General features: G+C 60.8%; 15 protein-coding genes. 8 read left to right on the top strand and 7 right to left on the bottom strand.

Features of this window, described 5'->3' with window-relative positions; all coding sequences use genetic code 11:
* Nucleotides 1-4: 4 nt before the first annotated feature.
* From IE087_RS13405 to IE087_RS13395, 3 genes are all read right to left on the bottom strand, one after another.
* The gene (locus IE087_RS13405) at nt 5-784 is read right to left on the bottom strand and encodes a gamma-glutamyl-gamma-aminobutyrate hydrolase family protein (RefSeq protein WP_189369846.1); all 780 of its coding nucleotides are present in this window, start codon (nt 782-784) and stop codon (nt 5-7) included.
* 111 nt (nt 785-895) lie between these two features.
* Nucleotides 896-1,321: a GlcG/HbpS family heme-binding protein gene (locus IE087_RS13400; protein ID WP_189369845.1), complete on the bottom strand. Its 426-nt coding sequence runs from the start codon at nt 1,319-1,321 to the stop codon at nt 896-898.
* 105 nt (nt 1,322-1,426) lie between these two features.
* A complete protein-coding gene (locus IE087_RS13395; RefSeq protein WP_189369844.1) occupies nt 1,427-3,568 on the bottom strand; it encodes a malate synthase G in 2,142 nt (713 codons plus the stop codon).
* 411 nt (nt 3,569-3,979) lie between these two features.
* Here IE087_RS13395 and IE087_RS13390 point away from each other — a divergent pair, with 411 nt between their 5' ends.
* Both IE087_RS13390 and IE087_RS13385 read left to right on the top strand, forming a co-directional pair.
* On the top strand, nt 3,980-4,888 hold the full coding sequence (locus IE087_RS13390) for an NAD(P)-dependent oxidoreductase (RefSeq protein WP_189369843.1): 909 nt from the start codon (nt 3,980-3,982) through the stop codon (nt 4,886-4,888).
* Entirely contained in the window at nt 4,885-5,748 is an 864-nt protein-coding gene (locus tag IE087_RS13385; protein WP_189369842.1) for a sugar phosphate isomerase/epimerase family protein, read from the top strand. Before IE087_RS13390 ends, IE087_RS13385 begins: the two co-directional genes overlap by 4 nt.
* 347 nt (nt 5,749-6,095) lie before the next feature.
* Here IE087_RS13385 and IE087_RS13380 read toward each other — a convergent pair whose 3' ends face one another.
* Both IE087_RS13380 and IE087_RS13375 read right to left on the bottom strand, forming a co-directional pair.
* A complete protein-coding gene (locus tag IE087_RS13380; protein ID WP_189369841.1) occupies nt 6,096-6,260 on the bottom strand; it encodes a DUF2256 domain-containing protein in 165 nt (54 codons plus the stop codon).
* Nucleotides 6,260-7,786, bottom strand: a complete 1,527-nt coding sequence (locus tag IE087_RS13375; RefSeq protein ID WP_189369840.1) for an FAD-binding domain-containing protein — start codon at nt 7,784-7,786, stop codon at nt 6,260-6,262. The genes IE087_RS13380 and IE087_RS13375 overlap by 1 nt, the downstream gene beginning before the upstream one ends.
* Before the next feature lie 111 nt (nt 7,787-7,897).
* Here IE087_RS13375 and pepN point away from each other — a divergent pair, with 111 nt between their 5' ends.
* The 5 genes from pepN to IE087_RS13350 all read left to right on the top strand — a co-directional run bounded on the left by pepN (nt 7,898) and on the right by IE087_RS13350 (nt 13,124).
* Entirely contained in the window at nt 7,898-10,441 is a 2,544-nt protein-coding gene (pepN, locus tag IE087_RS13370; RefSeq protein ID WP_189369839.1) for an aminopeptidase N, read from the top strand.
* Nucleotides 10,442-10,519: 78 nt separating this feature from the next.
* Nucleotides 10,520-11,035, top strand: a complete 516-nt coding sequence (locus tag IE087_RS13365) for a DUF1993 family protein (protein ID WP_189369838.1) — start codon at nt 10,520-10,522, stop codon at nt 11,033-11,035.
* Between the two features lie 21 nt (nt 11,036-11,056).
* Nucleotides 11,057-11,800 carry an SDR family oxidoreductase gene (locus IE087_RS13360; protein ID WP_189369837.1) on the top strand — a complete coding sequence of 248 codons (744 nt, stop codon included), beginning with the start codon at nt 11,057-11,059 and terminating at the stop codon, nt 11,798-11,800.
* A complete protein-coding gene (locus IE087_RS13355) occupies nt 11,797-12,228 on the top strand; it encodes a hypothetical protein (RefSeq protein WP_189369836.1) in 432 nt (143 codons plus the stop codon). The genes IE087_RS13360 and IE087_RS13355 overlap by 4 nt, the downstream gene beginning before the upstream one ends.
* Nucleotides 12,225-13,124 (top strand): alpha/beta fold hydrolase, encoded by a 900-nt coding sequence (locus IE087_RS13350; protein ID WP_189369835.1) that lies wholly within the window; start codon nt 12,225-12,227, stop codon nt 13,122-13,124. The genes IE087_RS13355 and IE087_RS13350 overlap by 4 nt, the downstream gene beginning before the upstream one ends.
* Before the next feature lie 91 nt (nt 13,125-13,215).
* On the opposite strand, the gene IE087_RS13345 is transcribed toward IE087_RS13350, so the two are convergent.
* Nucleotides 13,216-13,875, bottom strand: coding sequence for a transglycosylase SLT domain-containing protein (locus tag IE087_RS13345; RefSeq protein WP_373296516.1), 660 nt, complete (start codon nt 13,873-13,875; stop codon nt 13,216-13,218).
* A gap of 243 nt (nt 13,876-14,118) precedes the next feature.
* On the opposite strand from IE087_RS13345, the gene IE087_RS13340 reads away from it, so the two are divergent.
* The gene (locus tag IE087_RS13340; protein ID WP_229801380.1) at nt 14,119-15,426 is read left to right on the top strand and encodes a hypothetical protein; all 1,308 of its coding nucleotides are present in this window, start codon (nt 14,119-14,121) and stop codon (nt 15,424-15,426) included.
* Here the strand turns inward: IE087_RS13340 and IE087_RS13335 are convergent.
* Nucleotides 15,414-15,902, bottom strand: coding sequence for a hypothetical protein (locus tag IE087_RS13335; protein WP_189369833.1), 489 nt, complete (start codon nt 15,900-15,902; stop codon nt 15,414-15,416). The genes IE087_RS13340 and IE087_RS13335 overlap by 13 nt on opposite strands.
* Nucleotides 15,903-15,916: the final 14 nt, after the last annotated feature.

Raw genomic sequence — 15,916 nt, 5'->3', positions numbered from 1 at the left:
GCGTTTAAGCCGAGCGCAAAACCGAACGCGCGCGCCCACCATCCGCCCAATCGCGGCACGCCTCGCCAAAAGCTTCGAACAATGGGCGCGAGACAGGATCGCATTTTGCGTTCCACTCCGGGTGCCACTGTACCGACAGGGTAAAACCGGGTGCGCCGTCGATATAGATGGCTTCTGCAGTCCCATCAGGCGCATGCCCGTCGACCACAACACGCGGACCGGCGGTTTTGATCCCCTGCCCGTGCAACGTGTTGGTGGGCACCGACTGGCGCCCCATCAGACGGTGAAAAACACCGCCCTCGGAAAAAGTCACGTCGTGGCGCAGGGCAAACTTCTCTTCCAGCGTCCCATCGGGTGGCATGCGGTGATTGTCGCGGCCCGGCAGATCACGGATCTCAGGATAAAGCGACCCGCCCATAGCCACGTTCACCTCCTGAAAGCCCCGGCAAATGCCCAGAAATGGCTGCCCCCGCTCCACACAGGCGCGGATCAGCGGCAAAGTCACACTGTCCCGGTTACGGTCAAACGCCCCATGGGCCTCGGTCGGCTCTTCCCCGTACTCCTCCGGATGCACATTGGCGCGCCCGCCGGTGAACACGAAACCCGCACAATGTTCCAACAGATCGGAAATCCGCACCTTCGCAGGCTCTGCCGGGATCAGCATGGGCAAACCTTCGGACACATCCGCAACAGCCGATACGTTGATCAGGCCAGCCGCCTGTACCTCGTACTCGTCATTGATCACGTGGTGGTTCGAAATGATGCCGATAATGGGCCGCGCCATAGGGTCCTCTGCAGTGGTTGCATTTCACCCGATATACGCAGACGCCCGCCTCCTGAACAGAGAGACGGGCGCGCAAGGACATGTGCAAAAAGCCGCAGATGTGGGCAGTGCCTAAATTTCAGCCACCAAAGCCGCCGCTTCGATGCCCGCAACGGCTGCAACGGCATCGTTGTCAGATGTGTCGCCGGTTACACCCACAGCACCAATGACGGCGCCTTTCTTGTCACGGACCAGCACACCGCCGGGCACGGGCACAACCTGCCCGCCATAAACGCCGTTCACCGCCGCCATGAAATAGGCCTGCTGCTCGGCCCGCGCCATCTGCGCCGTGCCCGCCATACCTAACATGACCGCGCCATAGGCTTTGCCCTGCGCAATCGCGAACCGACCGGGTGCCGCCCCATCCTCGCGCTCAAAGGCCTGCACATGCCCACCGGCATCCAGCACCACGACGGACAATGGCTTCAACTCCATCTCCCGCCCCTTCTCCAATGCCTTGCGAATGATGGTCCGCGCCTTGCGCAACGAAATCGCCATGTCTTGTCTCCTGATCGGGGCCCTCGCCCCAGTTTCTTCTGACTGAAAATACCACGGGGAGCACGAGGGGCAGCGCCCCTCGGTCCCGCCCGTTCAAAACGCGGCTCAGGCCGCCTTGAACTCCAACCGGCGTGCATGCAGCACAGGCTCAGTATAGCCCGACGGCTGCACCCGGCCCTTCAACACCAGATCGCAGGCGGCATGAAAGGCCACGCCATCAAATCCCGGGGCCATCGGCAAATACGCGGGATCGCCCGCATTCTGGCGATCGACAACCTCGGCCATCTTCTTGAGGGACGCCATCACCTGATCCTCGCTCACCACGCCATGATGCAGCCAGTTCGCCATGGCCTGTGCGCTGATCCGACATGTCGCGCGGTCCTCCATCAGACCCACATCATTGATGTCCGGCACTTTGGAGCAGCCAACGCCCTGATCCACCCAGCGCACAACATATCCAAGGATGCCTTGGGCATTGTTCTCCATCTCGCGCGCAATTTCTTCGGAGGAGAAATTGCGGCCCACAGCGACAGGAATAGTCAGCAAATCCTCAAGCGTGCCACGCGCGCCACCCGCTTTCAGCACGTCCTGACGGGCCATCACATCCACCTTGTGATAATGCGTGGCATGCAAAGTCGCAGCCGTTGGCGACGGCACCCAGGCACAGGTCGCGCCCGACTGCGGATGCCCGATCTTCTGTTCCAGCATCTCCGCCATGCGATCCGGCATGGCCCACATGCCCTTGCCGATCTGTGCCTTGCCCTTCAACCCGCAGGCCAGACCGATATCCACATTGCGATCCTCATAAGAGGCGATCCAGGCCGCCCCCTTCATCTCGCCCTTCGGGATCATCGGCCCCGCTTCCATCGAGGTATGGATCTCGTCCCCCGTCCGATCGAGGAAACCGGTGTTGATAAAGGCCACACGCGCCTTCGCCGCCCGGATACATTCCTTGAGGTTGGCGGACGTGCGCCGCTCCTCATCCATGATCCCCAGTTTCACGGTGTTGGCGGGCAGGCCCAGCACCTTCTCAACGCGGGTGAAAATCTCGTCAGCAAATGCCACTTCGACCGGCCCATGCATCTTGGGCTTCACCACATAGACCGACCCGCACACCGAATTGCGCAGCCCTTCGGTCTTCTGCAGGTCGTGCATGGCGATCAGGGTGGTGATCATGGCATCCATCAGCCCCTCACCCACCTCGTTACCATCGCGGTCATGAATGGCCGGGTTGGTCATCAGGTGACCCACATTGCGCACCAGCATCAGGCTGCGGCCCTTCATGCTCAGGGCCGACCCGTCAGGCGCGGTATAAGCACGATCACCGGCCATCCGGCGGGTGATGACCTTTCCACCCTTCTCAAAGCTTTCTTCCAGATCGCCCTTCATCAGGCCCAGCCAGTTGCCATAGGCCAGAACCTTGTCCTCGGCATCCACGGCAGCCACGCTGTCCTCGCAATCCATGATGGTGGACAGGGCGGATTCAAGGTTCACCGCAGAAATGCCTGCAGGATCAGAGGCACCGATCACATCATTGCGGTCCACCACGATCTCGATGGCCAGATGGTTGTTACCGAACAAGAAGGTCTGCGCCTCCTCGTCCCCGCCATGGCCCAAAAACTGTGCCGGGTCGGACAAGGAAAACGCCCCAAGATCCAACGCCCCGCCAGACACGCCCAAAGACGCGACATCAGCCCATGACCCACCGGTCAACGGCACAGCCTCGTCCAGAAACGCCTTGGCCCAAGCAATCACACGCGCGCCACGGGCGGGATCATAGCCCTTGCCCGCCGGCAAATCGCCCAGCGCATCTGTGCCATAGAGCGCGTCATAGAGGTTGCCCCAACGCGCATTTGCGGCGTTCAAGGCAAAGCGGGCATTCATGATCGGTACCACCAACTGCGCACCCGGTGTCGATGCAATCTCGGGGTCGACACTCTGGGTCTCAATCTCGAAATCAGGCCCTTCCGGAACAAGATATCCAATCTCTTCCAGAAACGCGCGATAGGCCGCCGGGTCATGGTCCGCACTGCGATGCGCCACATGCCAGTCATCGATCTTGGCCTGCATGCTCTCCCGTTCGGCCAACAGATCCCGGTTCTTTAGCCCCAGATCATGCACCAGTGCCGAAAAGCCAGCCCAGAAATCGGCCGACGCAACCCCCGTACCCGGCAGGGCATGCGTTTCGATGAAATGCGCGAGGCTGTCCGCCACCTTCAAATCACTGCGGTCCACATAAGCTGTCATTGAATGCCCCTCTGGCCTTGGAATTCGATTCACAGGAAGGCTTAGAGAATTAGTTTCCTATCGTAAACATCATTGGTCAAAAATTTTTACCAATAATCGCAAACACCTCGCCCCGCGCCCTCAAACACAGGTGCGACACACCCCAGAAACGCCGGCGGCAGAGTCCATTGCAGCGGAAACGCGGTTCGCGTTCAGAATGCCAGCCTCGGTTTCACCCCCAATTTTCCTTGCAGAAATCCACGATTCAGGCTTCCCTCACCCCACCTAACTGGGCAGCGGGGTGTCTTCCGGACTCGCCCAACGCCGCACATCGGCGTGTGAAATCCCCGCGAAATTGGATGCCCCTTGGCGTCTTTTCGAAATGTCAGCTCGCATTCGCATGCGGCTGCCTAAAACAGCGGGAGGTTTTTTATGAAAACCGTAGGCGTAGTGGGACTTGGCGATATGGGCAGTGGCCTAGCCAAGAACCTCATTGGAAATGGATTTCAAACCTGGGGTCTCGATCTGAGCAAGGATCGCATGACCCAGTTTGAACAGATGGGAGGCACCCCGGCACACAGCCCGGCAGAGATCGGGGCACAGTCTGACTGTGCCTTCGTGATGGTGATGAACGGCGATCAGGCCAAATCGGTCATTCTCGGGCCCGACGGGCTGGTCGCCAACATGTCCCCCGGCGGATCAGTCATCCTGACGGCGACGATAAAACCAGCCGAGGCGCAGGCGATCGGTCATGCCATGGACGGGTCAGGCGTGCATCTGATTGACAGCCCAGTATCCGGCGGCTTCGCAGGCGCACAGAACGGAACGCTCACCATGATGGCCGCAGCCGATGCCGCGGTGATTGAGGCCAATGTCTCGGTCATGAAGGCGGTCTCGGCAACCATCCATCATGTCGGCACCAAGGCAGGCGATGGGCAAACCATGAAGGCCTGCCTACAAACACTGATCGGGTCGATCTTCTCCGCCACGTTCGAAGCCAGCGCCCTTGCCGCAAAAGCGGGCGTACCCGGCGATGCCCTGTTGCGCGTCTTCTCCACCTCTGGCGCAGGCTGTGGCGTGGCAAACACGGCATTGGAACACATCATCGACCGGCAATTCGAAGGCACGGGCAGTCATATCTCGACCATGCACAAGGACCTCACCATATCGCTTGAACTGGCCTCCGATCTTGGCGTGCCCATGCACACCGCCTCGGCCGCCATGCAGATTTTTCAGGCGGGCAAATCGAAGTATCCGGACGGTGACAATTGGGTATGCACCCGCGTCATCGAAGACATCGTCGGCGCCGAGTTGCACCGCACTCCGGAGGGGTCGACATGAAACTGGGTGTAATTTGCGACGGCATCAGCCGTGATCTTGGGCACGCCATCGACGTGATGGATGAATTTGACCTCGAATATGCCGAGCTGCAATTCGTCGGCGACACCGAGGTGGGCGATCACTCAAAGGCGGAGGTCGCCGAGATAGACAGCCTTCTGCGTGACCGGGGCAAGCCTGTATCCTGTCTCTCGCGTCACATATTTGCGGGAATGACAGCGGCCAACCGACCGGGTGACGCGCTGCACACCCAACATATGGATGCGCTCAAACGGGTCATCGACATGGCACATGTCGTTGGCGCGCCGCTGGTCCGCATCATGACCCAACGCAAGGAACAGATCCTTTGGGGCAGCCATGGCGCCGAAAAATGGAATGTCGCCCACGGGGTCTGGGACACGATGCCGCCTCTGATCGCACCAGCCGTTGAACTGGCAAAATCCGAAGGGGTGGTTCTGGTTGTAGAGACGGGCAACGGCACGCTTGTGAACTCCTGCTACACGGCGCGGAAACTCATTGACGATCTGGATGCCAAGGACACGCTGAAAGTGCTTTGGGACCCGGGCAACAATTGCTGGTGTCATGAACGCGCCTACCCCGATGGCTATGAAGAAATGCGCGGGGGCTATCTGGGCCATGTTCATATCAAGGATGTCATGGTCGACACACCGCGCGCCACCCTTGAAGTGCGCCGCATGGGTGAAGGCCAGCTCGCCGACCAGTTTGAGCCGATGGCAAACGCCCTGCGAGACGATGGCTATGACGGCGTGATTTCCTTTGAAAGCGTGTACCATCCCGGCAATGGCTACTTCGAAGACGGGTTTCGGCTCTGTGTCGACAGGTTCAAGGAGATTTTTGCCTAGGCCGTATGGCGGAAGGCGGCTGCGTTTGTCGGACATATATTAAGGCACAGGTCCAAGACCGCAGTGATAGGCCCTACCCTGCAATGTCGTCTTGGCTCGAACCGTACGTCGCTCGGATCAACGCCGGGCGGCGTCTTACAAGGCGATCATCGCTGATGGATGAGCGGCCGCTGTCTCGACCAAACAAAGTGCCGCCCCCTCTCGGGGTGCAGTGTGCGTTCCCGGTGGTTAAAATCTGCAAAACACGCCGTGCGATGGGTCAACCCGTTGATCCATCGGCACTTTCACAAAACCATGAAAATTCAATGAGCTGACCGAAAAGCGTGTCCCCGCGGGGACAAATCGGCTCAAGGCCGTCTCAACGCCTTTGTGCGCGCCTCGCGACGGCACCGATCCGAGCAATATTTGACTTCGTCCCAGACCTTTTCCCACTTCTTTCGCCACGTGAAAGGACGATCGCAAACCGGGCAGGTTTTTTCAGGCAAGTCCGCCTTCTTGCGCATCCGGCCCATCAGAAATCGAACCCCATCTGCCGGCCATCCTTGGCTGGCGACACCGATGCCTTGCGCCGTCTTGGGGCGCGGTCATCAACAAAGTGTCCCTGCGGGTCCTTGCGGCTGGCGTGCTTGTGCACAACACGCTGCGCCTCATCCCGAAACGCCCCGCCGCGCCGCACGGCCCAGACCTTGTCCCGCGCTTCGCGGGCCGCCTCCAAAACGTCAACGACAGGCGCAGGATAGGTCTTGCCCAGCAACGTCCCTGCCCCGTCCCATGTCCATGGTTCCTGCAAGAACGCATCCGGCACGCGCGCCAGTTCAGGGCACCATTTTCGCGTGAACACACCGGTCGGGTCCTGATCTTTCCCCTGCTTGACGGGGTTGTAGATACGGATGGTGTTCATGCCCGTGGTCCCCGATTGCATCTGGCTTTGCGGCCAGTGAATGCCCGGCTCAAAATCGGTAAACTGCCGCGCCAGATGCAGGCCCGTCAACCGCCAGTCCAGCCACAGGTGATAGGACGCAACGGCCATCAACATCGACCGCATCCGGAAGTTCATCCATCCCGTCGCCGCCAGATACCTCATGCAAGCATCGACAAATGGGAGACCGGTCTCTCCCTTCTCCCAAGCCGCGAGCCGTTCCGCATCCGGCACCTTTGGGCGCATATCCTCATAGGCCGAATGGAGGCATCGGTGCTCAAGCGCCGGTTCGTCCTCGAGCTTCTGCATGAAGTGATCCCGCCAGGCGAGCCTTGCCTGAAAGGACTTCAGAGACCCACCCCACCCTTCGCGCGTTCCCTTCACCTCACGCTGGCGCGCGGCAGCAGCCTGAGACGCTTCGCGCCCCGACAAACACCCGAAGGCCAGGTACGGAGACAACCGGGAACAGGACCACTCGCCCGTCACAGGTGACGACATGTCCTTGCGATAGCGTTGCCCCCGCTCTGTCAGGAATGACCCCAACAGGGACAACGCCATCTGACGCCCACCCAACTGCCGCTCCGGACAATGATCACTTGCCACCAAGGTCGGCACATCATCCGACGGCACCACAGGGCCCGTGATCCCCGCGGGGACATCCACCTGCGGCAGGCGCAAAAAAGCGTTGCGCTGCTTGGCCCACCCATCGCGACCATTCAGGCGGCGGACCACGCCGGACTGCGCCAGCTCTTCCCACGCCACACCGTTGACGCGACACCAGGCAGCCACCTCGCGATCCCGGGCAAAGGTCCAAGCATTGCCCGTTTCCTCGTGACTGATCACCCCATCAAATCCAACACGCGCATGTAGATCGGCCAGCACATCCACGACGCGCCCGACCCGCACCACCAAAGGCGCACCAAGCCCCGCCAGATCGCTCGTCAGGTCATCAACACTCTCACGCACAAACGCGAACTGGCGGCCCGACACATCAGGTTCCGCCCAATACTCCGGCTCAAACACATAAAGTGGAATCACATCCCCCTGCACCGCTGCCCGTGCAAGCGCTGGGTGATCTGCCACCCGCAAATCCCGTTTGAACCAAACCACAGTCATCATGCGCCCAAAGCTAGCAGTGAACACATCCTTGCCAACCCGCCCGCGACACTCTTGCCGCTGCCGCGCCATCGGCCTACCGTCCGCGCAACCCTGGACCACAAAGGCGACCCCATGCGCGACGCATCCCCACAGACGATCTACCTCAAGGACTACACCCCCTTCGGCTATATTGTGGATGAGGTGCATCTGACCTTCGATCTGGCCCCGTCGGCCACACGGGTCACATCGCGCATCAAGTTCTCGCCAAACCCCGAAGCCACCGACAAGACGTTTTTCCTGCACGGCGAAAACCTGTCACTGGTCTCGGCCAAGATCGACGGCGAAACGGTCAAACCAGCCCTCACGGATGACGGGCTGACCTGCGACGTGCCCAACGTGCCTTTCACATGGGAAGCCGAGGTGCAGATCGATCCGGCTGCCAACACGGCGCTTGAAGGGCTGTACCTGTCGAACGGCATGTATTGCACCCAGTGCGAAGCCGAAGGGTTCCGCAAGATCACCTACTACCCCGACCGGCCAGACGTGATGTCGACCTTCTCGGTCCGGATCAACGGACCGCACCCGGTGCTGCTGTCCAACGGCAATCCGGTTGCGTCTGGCGAGGGTTGGGCCGAATGGCACGACCCGTGGCCCAAGCCCGCATACCTTTTTGCACTGGTGGCCGGAGAGTTGGTCGCCCATCGCGACAGCTTTACGACCATGGAGGGGCGCAAGGTGGACCTCGCCCTGTATGTCCGGCCCGGGGATGAAGGCAAATGCGCCTTTGGCATGCAGGCGCTGAAGGATTCGATGAAATGGGACGAGGATGTCTATGGCCGTGCCTATGACCTTGATGTTTTCAACATCGTGGCCGTGGACGATTTCAATATGGGCGCGATGGAAAACAAGGGGCTGAACATCTTCAACGCCTCGGCTGTGCTGGCGTCGCCCGAGACATCCACGGACGGTAATTTCGAACGGATCGAAGCGATCATCGCCCACGAATACTTCCACAACTGGACGGGCAACCGGATCACTTGCCGCGACTGGTTCCAGCTGTGTCTGAAAGAAGGACTTACCGTTTTCCGCGATAGCCAGTTCACCGCCGATATGCGGTCGGAACCGGTCAAACGGATCAGCGATGTGATCGATCTGCGCGCACGCCAATTTCCCGAGGACCAAGGCCCGCTTGCGCACCCGGTGCGGCCCGAAAGCTTTCAAGAAATCAACAACTTCTACACCGCCACTGTCTATGAGAAAGGGGCGGAAGTGATCCGCATGCTCAAGACTCTGGTGGGCGATGAGGGATACAAGAAGGCCCTCGATCGTTATTTCGACCGCCACGATGGCGATGCCGCAACGATCGAAGACTGGCTGAAGGTGTTCGAGGACGCCACGGGTCGTGACCTGACCCAATTCAAGCGCTGGTATTCACAAGCCGGCACGCCACGGGTTGCTGTCACGGACAGCTTTGAAAACGGCACCTACACGCTAACCTTTAAACAGCATACGCCACCGTCTTCCGCGACACCTGCCCCGCAAGCCCAAGTGATCCCGATTGCCGTCGGCCTGTTGGGTCTAAACGGAGACGAGGTTTTAACAACGCAGGTGCTGGAGCTGACCAAGGACAGCCAGAGCTTCAGCTTTCCGGGCTTGGGCGCCAAGCCTGTTCCGTCGATCTTGCGTGGCTTTTCGGCGCCCATCGAATTGGATCATACGCCCGACCACGCGTTCCTGCTGGCCCACGACACCGACCCGTTCAACCGCTGGGAAGCCGCGCGCAACCTTGGCAAAGCGTCCCTGATCAGCGCGGTCACAAAGGGCAGCGCGCCCGACGCCGCGTGGCTTGACGGGGCAGCAGGCCTGCTGATCGACGACACGCTCGACCCGGCCTACCGCGCCTATTGCCTTGCCCTGCCCGGTCAGTCGCAGCTGGCCGCAGACCTGCACGCCAATGGCACAACGCCAGACCCTGATGCAATCTGGGAGTCCAGCGAACGCCACAGACAAGCTTTGGCAGACCGTTTGGCAGATGCCCTGCCCGACTTGTACAAGCGTCATCAGGTGAACGCTACCTATGCCCCTGAGGCAGAGCAATCAGGGCAACGGGCCCTCGGGAACGCGGCGCTGTCGCTGCTGACGCGGCTTGATGGCGGGGACATGGCACAGGCACAGTTCGACGGCGCCACCAATATGACCCAGCAATTGGCGGCCCTTGCCTACCTGATCCGTGCGGGCCGCGGCGATGCGGGCCTGGCCCAGTTCGAGGCGCAGTGGAAACAGGACCGACTGGTGATGGACAAATGGTTCGGATTGCAGGTGATGGAGGCCAAGCCGGATGATGCCGCCGACACGGCCAAGGCACTGACGAAACACGCCGATTTCAACTGGAAGAACCCCAACCGCTTCCGTGCGACCCTTGGGGCGTTTGCTGCCCATCACGCTGGTTTCCATGCCAAGGACGGCTCGGGCTACACCTTGCTGGCCGACTGGCTGATCAACCTCGATCCGGTGAACCCGCAGACCACTGCGCGCATGTGCTCCGCCTTCCAGACATGGCGCCGCTATGATGCGATCCGCCAGTCGATGATCGGCAAGGAGTTGGAGCGCATCGCCTCGACCCCGAACCTGAGCCGCGACACAACCGAGATGATAACCCGTATTCGTGAAGACTGATCCGCCTTCATCTTGCCAAATAAACTCCGGGGGTCCGGGGGCAGAGCCCCCGGGTCTTACCCTACAACCGAGCCGACCATGGACCTTTACGACGCAACGATCCCGCCCTTGAAGCGGCTCACCGATGCGGTGCAGCGCCTTCTGGCCTGCCTTGACGACCCCGCTCAGCTTGAGGCGCGGCTGGCCTCCGACAGCTTTTCCGCGGCCGAGCATTTCTGCGTGGCCTTGGGCTATGTCGCACGCACGGTCATGCCCTTGATGGGCGACGAGGTGCCCGAGATGCCGATGGACACCGATCCGGGCGCAATTCTTGCGTTGGCCCATGACATGCGGTTCTTGCTGGATCAGTTGGATCGTTCTGCCTTTGACGATGCTGACGCGCGCGAGATCACCCATGTTGCGGGCGAGGCAGAGCTGACTCAGTCGGGCCGCGACTACGCCCTGCTCTATGCCTTGCCCAACGCCCAGTTTCACTTGACCCTCGCCTATGCCACCGCACGGATGGCTGGCGCAAAGGTCGGCAAGGGTGATCTGGATGGGTTCCACATCTACAGTCCCGGCACGAGCTTCGTGTCTGACACCCCCCTGAACTGATTGAATTTGAGAGGTTATTCCATGTCCAAACGCCCTGTCTGCCTGATCACTGGCGCGTCCGCCGGTATTGGTGCCGCATGTGTCCGGCTTGGTGCCGCTGACTATGATTTCGTGCTGGCCTACCGGTCTGATCTGGGCGGCGCAAACGCGGCAAAGTCTGCGGTCGAAGCGGCTGGCGGCACCGCCATCACCGTGCAAGGGGACGTAGCCGATCCCGAAGACATCGCCCGCATCTACCAGGCCGCAGACGACGCCTTTGGCCGTGTCGACGTGCTGATCAACAATGCCGGTATCGTGGATCAGACCGCCAAGCTGACCGACATCGACCATGCACGTCTGACACGCATGATGAATGTCAACGTGATCGGTGCGATGCTCGTCGCCAAGGAAGCGGTCACCCGGATGCAGGCGCAGGGGACGGGCGGTGTGATCATCAACATCTCCTCTGCTGCAGCGCGTCTGGGGTCTGGCAATCAATATATTGACTATGCCGCGTCCAAGGCCGCGATCGACACATTTACCAAGGGCCTATCGGACGAGGTGGCACCCGATGGCATTCGCGTCATGTCGGTCCGCCCGGGCCTGATCGACACCGAGCTGCATGCCAAAGGGGGCGAGCCCGGGCGCGCGCAGAAGCTGGCCCATATGGTACCCATGCGCCGCGAAGGGTCGGCCGAGGAAGTGGCCAAGGCAATCCTCTGGCTCGCGTCAGACGGGGCGAGCTATGTCACAGGCTCGACCCTTGACGTCACCGGCGGACGATGACGCCTTACCGGTACGAAGCAACCGGGCGCAACCGGCGGACGCTGGTTGCGCTAGTGGTTGTGTGGACCTTGATCCTTGCGGCCATCGCGCTGCTTGACGCATCCCTGATCCTCATGGCGCTGATCGCACTGTGCACGGCACCCGCGCTCTATGACCTGATCTCCGGGCGCAGCGCGGGCCTTGCCTTGGCATCGGACGGGCTCAGCTGGTTTGCGGGCCGCCGCGCCGGAGACATCGCGTGGGACAAGATCGACCATATCCGCCTCGATACCCGTCTCGACTTTTCCGTGCGAGCCAGCGCAGTGCTGACATCGGGTCGCAAAGTGCGTGTCCCACTCGAAGCGACGCCACCCGCAGACACATTCGAAACTGTGCTGACAGATCGGGGGATCACCGTGAAGCGGCACCATTTCTCGTTGCTGGGATGAGGTGGCTCGGCGCCCTCGCAGCAAGCCTCTGGCTGACCGCCTGTGCCGTTCAGGAGGCCGCCCCGCCCTCCGACCCGCTTCTATTCGACCCAAAGGCCTTGGAACGCGCCGACAGCATCGTGATCGGCATCCCAGGTGCAATGACGTCGATCCGTGTGTTGCGCCCCATAGACGATCTGGAAACCAGAGACCGGGCCGTCGCCTATTTTCGCCTACCGGGCTTTGACGGACGACCAGCAGAAGAAAGCATCGTGCTGGACCGCGCGGCAGCACGCATCGCGCGCCTTGTCGAAACCCACGATCTGAAACGCATCGATCTGATCGGCCACTCCACCGGCGCCGTGATTGCACTGGAAGCGGCCAAGGACATTCGCGCAACCTCTCCCGACGTGGACGTACATGTGACCGGCATTTCAACCGCCCTACCCGCGCCCCAGCCCGTTCTGGCAGGCCTGCGTGGTGCCGCAGGAACGGCCGCCGCAGCGGCCCGTGCCCGCAGCCTGAACCCGCGCAAGGTGTGGCTCGAATACTATCGCCGCCTCGCCTACGGTCCCGATGTCGAAACGCGCCCGGAAACGGTGGCGGCTGCAGACGCACTGGTCGCCGCCAATGACAGCCGCATCGAATTGCCGGAAAACGGGCTCTACCGGCGCCACACCCGTGACCTGCGGCGTTGGACAAACCCGGACCCAGAGGCATTGGCAGGGACGAACATTGTCTTCTATCACGGGGCGGTCGACCCGGTCTTTCCTCCGCGGCCAACACAACGCTTTGTCGACACGCTTCCCGATGCGCGGGTGGCTTTCATCAAGGGGCACGGCCACCTGATCCTGCTGACCTATCCACATGTCTGGGATCGCATCGAAAAAACCCTGATCCAATCTTCTTCTGACTGAAAATACCACGGAGCGCGAGGCAGAGCCTCGCACAAACGCAGCCACCGGAGGGGGCTGCAAAACATCATGTGCGCCCGTCAGGGCGCTCCGCTCAGTCGAGCGCCACCTTGCGCGCGGGTCGGGGCACAGGGCGCACCGAATCCAGAGGCGCGCAGTAGCGTTGGCGTTTGAGCCACCCGGCCATATCGGCGCGCTTGGACGAAGATCGCAGCGGTCCCCAGTCGGCTGCGACACCTTTACCGCCACGGCCATAGATCACGCCGTCCCGAGGGACCGTCGTGGCCATGATGCGCACAGCGCAACTGAGGTTCGCGGCCCCGTCTTTCAGTGCCTCACCCGTCCCCACAGTGCAGCCATAACCGCGCGCGGTTGCCGGCAGTATCTGCAAAAGGCCATACCACTTGCCGCCGCCTCCGACGGCACGCGGTTTGTACGTGCTTTCATACTTGGCGAGGGCTGACATGAACCCAAGCCAAAACGCCCGGCGGTCATCATCATTCGCGTCCGGATAGCGCGGACACCAGTCCGAGATGTCCGCTGGCACCAGATCAACCAGTGGTTTGCCATGCCCTTTAAGCGCAGACAGAGCGGCGCGATTCCAGAGAACATGGCCCGGTTGATGCGACCATCGGGTCCGTGGCACGTCGCTGGTTCGGACGGGCGGGCGCAGACCATCATAGGGACCGCTGTCTTGGCCCTTCGAGAGATTCGGCATCGAAAGTGAAGCGATAAGAACCAGCAGGATGCGCAGACCAAACATGATACCAAATATGCGCGTTTCCTGACGACTCTGTCCAGTCGCTACAGGAACCAGATTTGGCGTTCTGTGGCCGCATTGGCAACAATCTGCACGGATGTCGTACATTAGCAGAACCAGCGCGAGAGTTTGCCAAAAATGACTACATACAAGGCGCGAACTTGTCCCGGCTTCGCCCCTTTTGTGACCCATTTAGACGGCAAATTTGAGAATGTAACGAGTAGTGGACAAGTAACGATGGCTTTTGCAGAACGCCTCAGGGTTCCGTGGTCGCATATTCGCAACTTGCTTGCGACGCCACATTTGACCATGGCCCCGGATGGCGTTCTGCAGGTGGGACAAAACGCGCCCGACGAGACCAAATGCCACGCCCCCACGCGTTCGGCAAAACCTCTGGGACACCTTTCGATCCCCTGCCCCAATCCTACGGCAGAAGAACGCGCGCGTGACACGCATCAGGCCCGTGGGTTGAAACTGGCGCGTCTGGACGAATGGTCCCGGCTGACGGCCGAGATCAATCAAGCTGACGCAGCCAGAGACAAGACCCTGGGCGGCACGCCCGTTGCAGAACTATTGGCCTTTGGCGCGCGCGCCGATGTGGTGAGTGCAGCTGAACACGCCTTGATCTCGGGGCGTCCCGACCCGGAAGCTCCGCTTTTGGCAGGCATCGAAGCCCTCGAGAGAGTTTTGGCGGATCATCCGTGCAACCCGGTTATCGCCACGATCGTTGCGCACACGCATATGGATTTGGGCTGGGCATGGCGCGGCACCGGTTGGGACGTGGAAGTACCCGTTCGCAATCGCGAGGCGTTTGCCGCCCATTTCGACAGGGCGGCGGACATCCTTCTGGAATTCGATCCAAAGGAACACGCATCACCGTTTCTAGCCGCTGCCCATTGTGCCTTGATCACAGGTCAGGGCGGCGCAACAGCGCGCGTGGTGTCCCACTACGAGACATGGATTCAGCTGGACCCCAAAAATCCGCGCGCCTTTCGCGCGATGGGCACGCATTTGTTGCCGCGCTGGCGTGGCACATATGCGAGTCTCGAAATGGAGGCCCGCCGCGCCGCTGGCAACACGGCCGATCTGTGGGGGACCGGCGCCTATGCGTGGGTGATGTTCGACGCGATTGCACAAGACAGCAAAGCCTGCGCCCGTCTGGATCTCGATTTCTTTTTGGATGGCCTGAAAGACATCCTCAATCGAAGCCCCGACCAGTACACAACAAACCTGATTGCCGCATATTGCGCCAGCACGATGGGCGCTTCGCCAACCGGGGATGATGAAACCGACTACGTCAGACTGCAGATTGCGGCCGCTGCCGATGAGGTAACGCGCGAACATCTGACCGAGTTGCACCCGATGGTCTGGGCCCATGCCGCGCGTGGATTCGACAATGGATTGCGCGTCCGGTGCGCAGACAGATTTGCCGCATCAGGACGGGCAGACGCGTTGCGCTATTTGAACCAACTCTTTCGCCGCGAACTGGCGGCGGGAAACAACGTGGTCTTCACGATGGATGGGCCAGAGCTTCAGTCTTTCTGAACACGGCGTGCTGCCCCGGACAGAAGCGCACGAGAGTAGACTTTGTGCGCACCGGTCAGGCTGTGGAACACCGGACCGAGTGTCAGCTTCCCCAACTTGTTGCGTTGAGGGACCACAATGGTTCCGAACCGCAAGCGATCTTCGGTCGCCATGAGCCAGGACATCGTGCGCCCTGATTTATCAACCATCAGAAGTTCTTCCGCTGTGCGTTCCTCCACCTCCCAAACCGCGAAACGGTCTATCGAACCACTGGCAAGTGCCAGCACTTCGGCATCCGTCGATGCCTGGCGCGCCAGCACACGCAGAACGATACGTTCCGCCTTGAACAGTGGCTGGATGTAGAATGCTTTGATAAAGGCGGCCAGCGACACCGGGCCAGAAACTACCGTTTCAAAACAATCCGTGTAGTGCGCCTCTTTGTCAGCATAGGGTGCGATCAGTGTGCCTTGGGGCACCGGAATTTCATCAATCTTCATGGTTCCAACTTGCA

The organism is Tateyamaria omphalii, assembly GCF_014651375.1.
Lineage (GTDB): Bacteria > Pseudomonadota > Alphaproteobacteria > Rhodobacterales > Rhodobacteraceae > Tateyamaria > Tateyamaria omphalii.
Note: the sequence above shows the minus strand (reverse complement) of the source record. Positions and strands in the feature narration are given on the sequence as shown.

Bases quoted from the DNA above. Each gene is read 5' to 3' on its own strand.
- IE087_RS13405 (WP_189369846.1), bottom strand. From the start codon at position 784: ATGGCGCGGCCCATTATCGGCATCATTTCGAACCACCACGTGATCAAT.
- IE087_RS13355 (WP_189369836.1), top strand. From the start codon at position 11,797: ATGACGCCTTACCGGTACGAAGCAACCGGGCGCAACCGGCGGACGCTG.
- IE087_RS13375 (WP_189369840.1), bottom strand. From the start codon at position 7,786: ATGATGACTGTGGTTTGGTTCAAACGGGATTTGCGGGTGGCAGATCAC.
- IE087_RS13360 (WP_189369837.1), top strand. From the start codon at position 11,057: ATGTCCAAACGCCCTGTCTGCCTGATCACTGGCGCGTCCGCCGGTATT.
- IE087_RS13395 (WP_189369844.1), bottom strand. From the start codon at position 3,568: ATGACAGCTTATGTGGACCGCAGTGATTTGAAGGTGGCGGACAGCCTC.
- IE087_RS13380 (WP_189369841.1), bottom strand. From the start codon at position 6,260: ATGGGCCGGATGCGCAAGAAGGCGGACTTGCCTGAAAAAACCTGCCCG.
- IE087_RS13400 (WP_189369845.1), bottom strand. From the start codon at position 1,321: ATGGCGATTTCGTTGCGCAAGGCGCGGACCATCATTCGCAAGGCATTG.
- IE087_RS13385 (WP_189369842.1), top strand. From the start codon at position 4,885: ATGAAACTGGGTGTAATTTGCGACGGCATCAGCCGTGATCTTGGGCAC.
- IE087_RS13350 (WP_189369835.1), top strand. From the start codon at position 12,225: ATGAGGTGGCTCGGCGCCCTCGCAGCAAGCCTCTGGCTGACCGCCTGT.
- IE087_RS13390 (WP_189369843.1), top strand. From the start codon at position 3,980: ATGAAAACCGTAGGCGTAGTGGGACTTGGCGATATGGGCAGTGGCCTA.
- pepN (WP_189369839.1), top strand. From the start codon at position 7,898: ATGCGCGACGCATCCCCACAGACGATCTACCTCAAGGACTACACCCCC.
- IE087_RS13365 (WP_189369838.1), top strand. From the start codon at position 10,520: ATGGACCTTTACGACGCAACGATCCCGCCCTTGAAGCGGCTCACCGAT.
- IE087_RS13335 (WP_189369833.1), bottom strand. From the start codon at position 15,902: ATGAAGATTGATGAAATTCCGGTGCCCCAAGGCACACTGATCGCACCC.
- IE087_RS13340 (WP_229801380.1), top strand. From the start codon at position 14,119: ATGGCTTTTGCAGAACGCCTCAGGGTTCCGTGGTCGCATATTCGCAAC.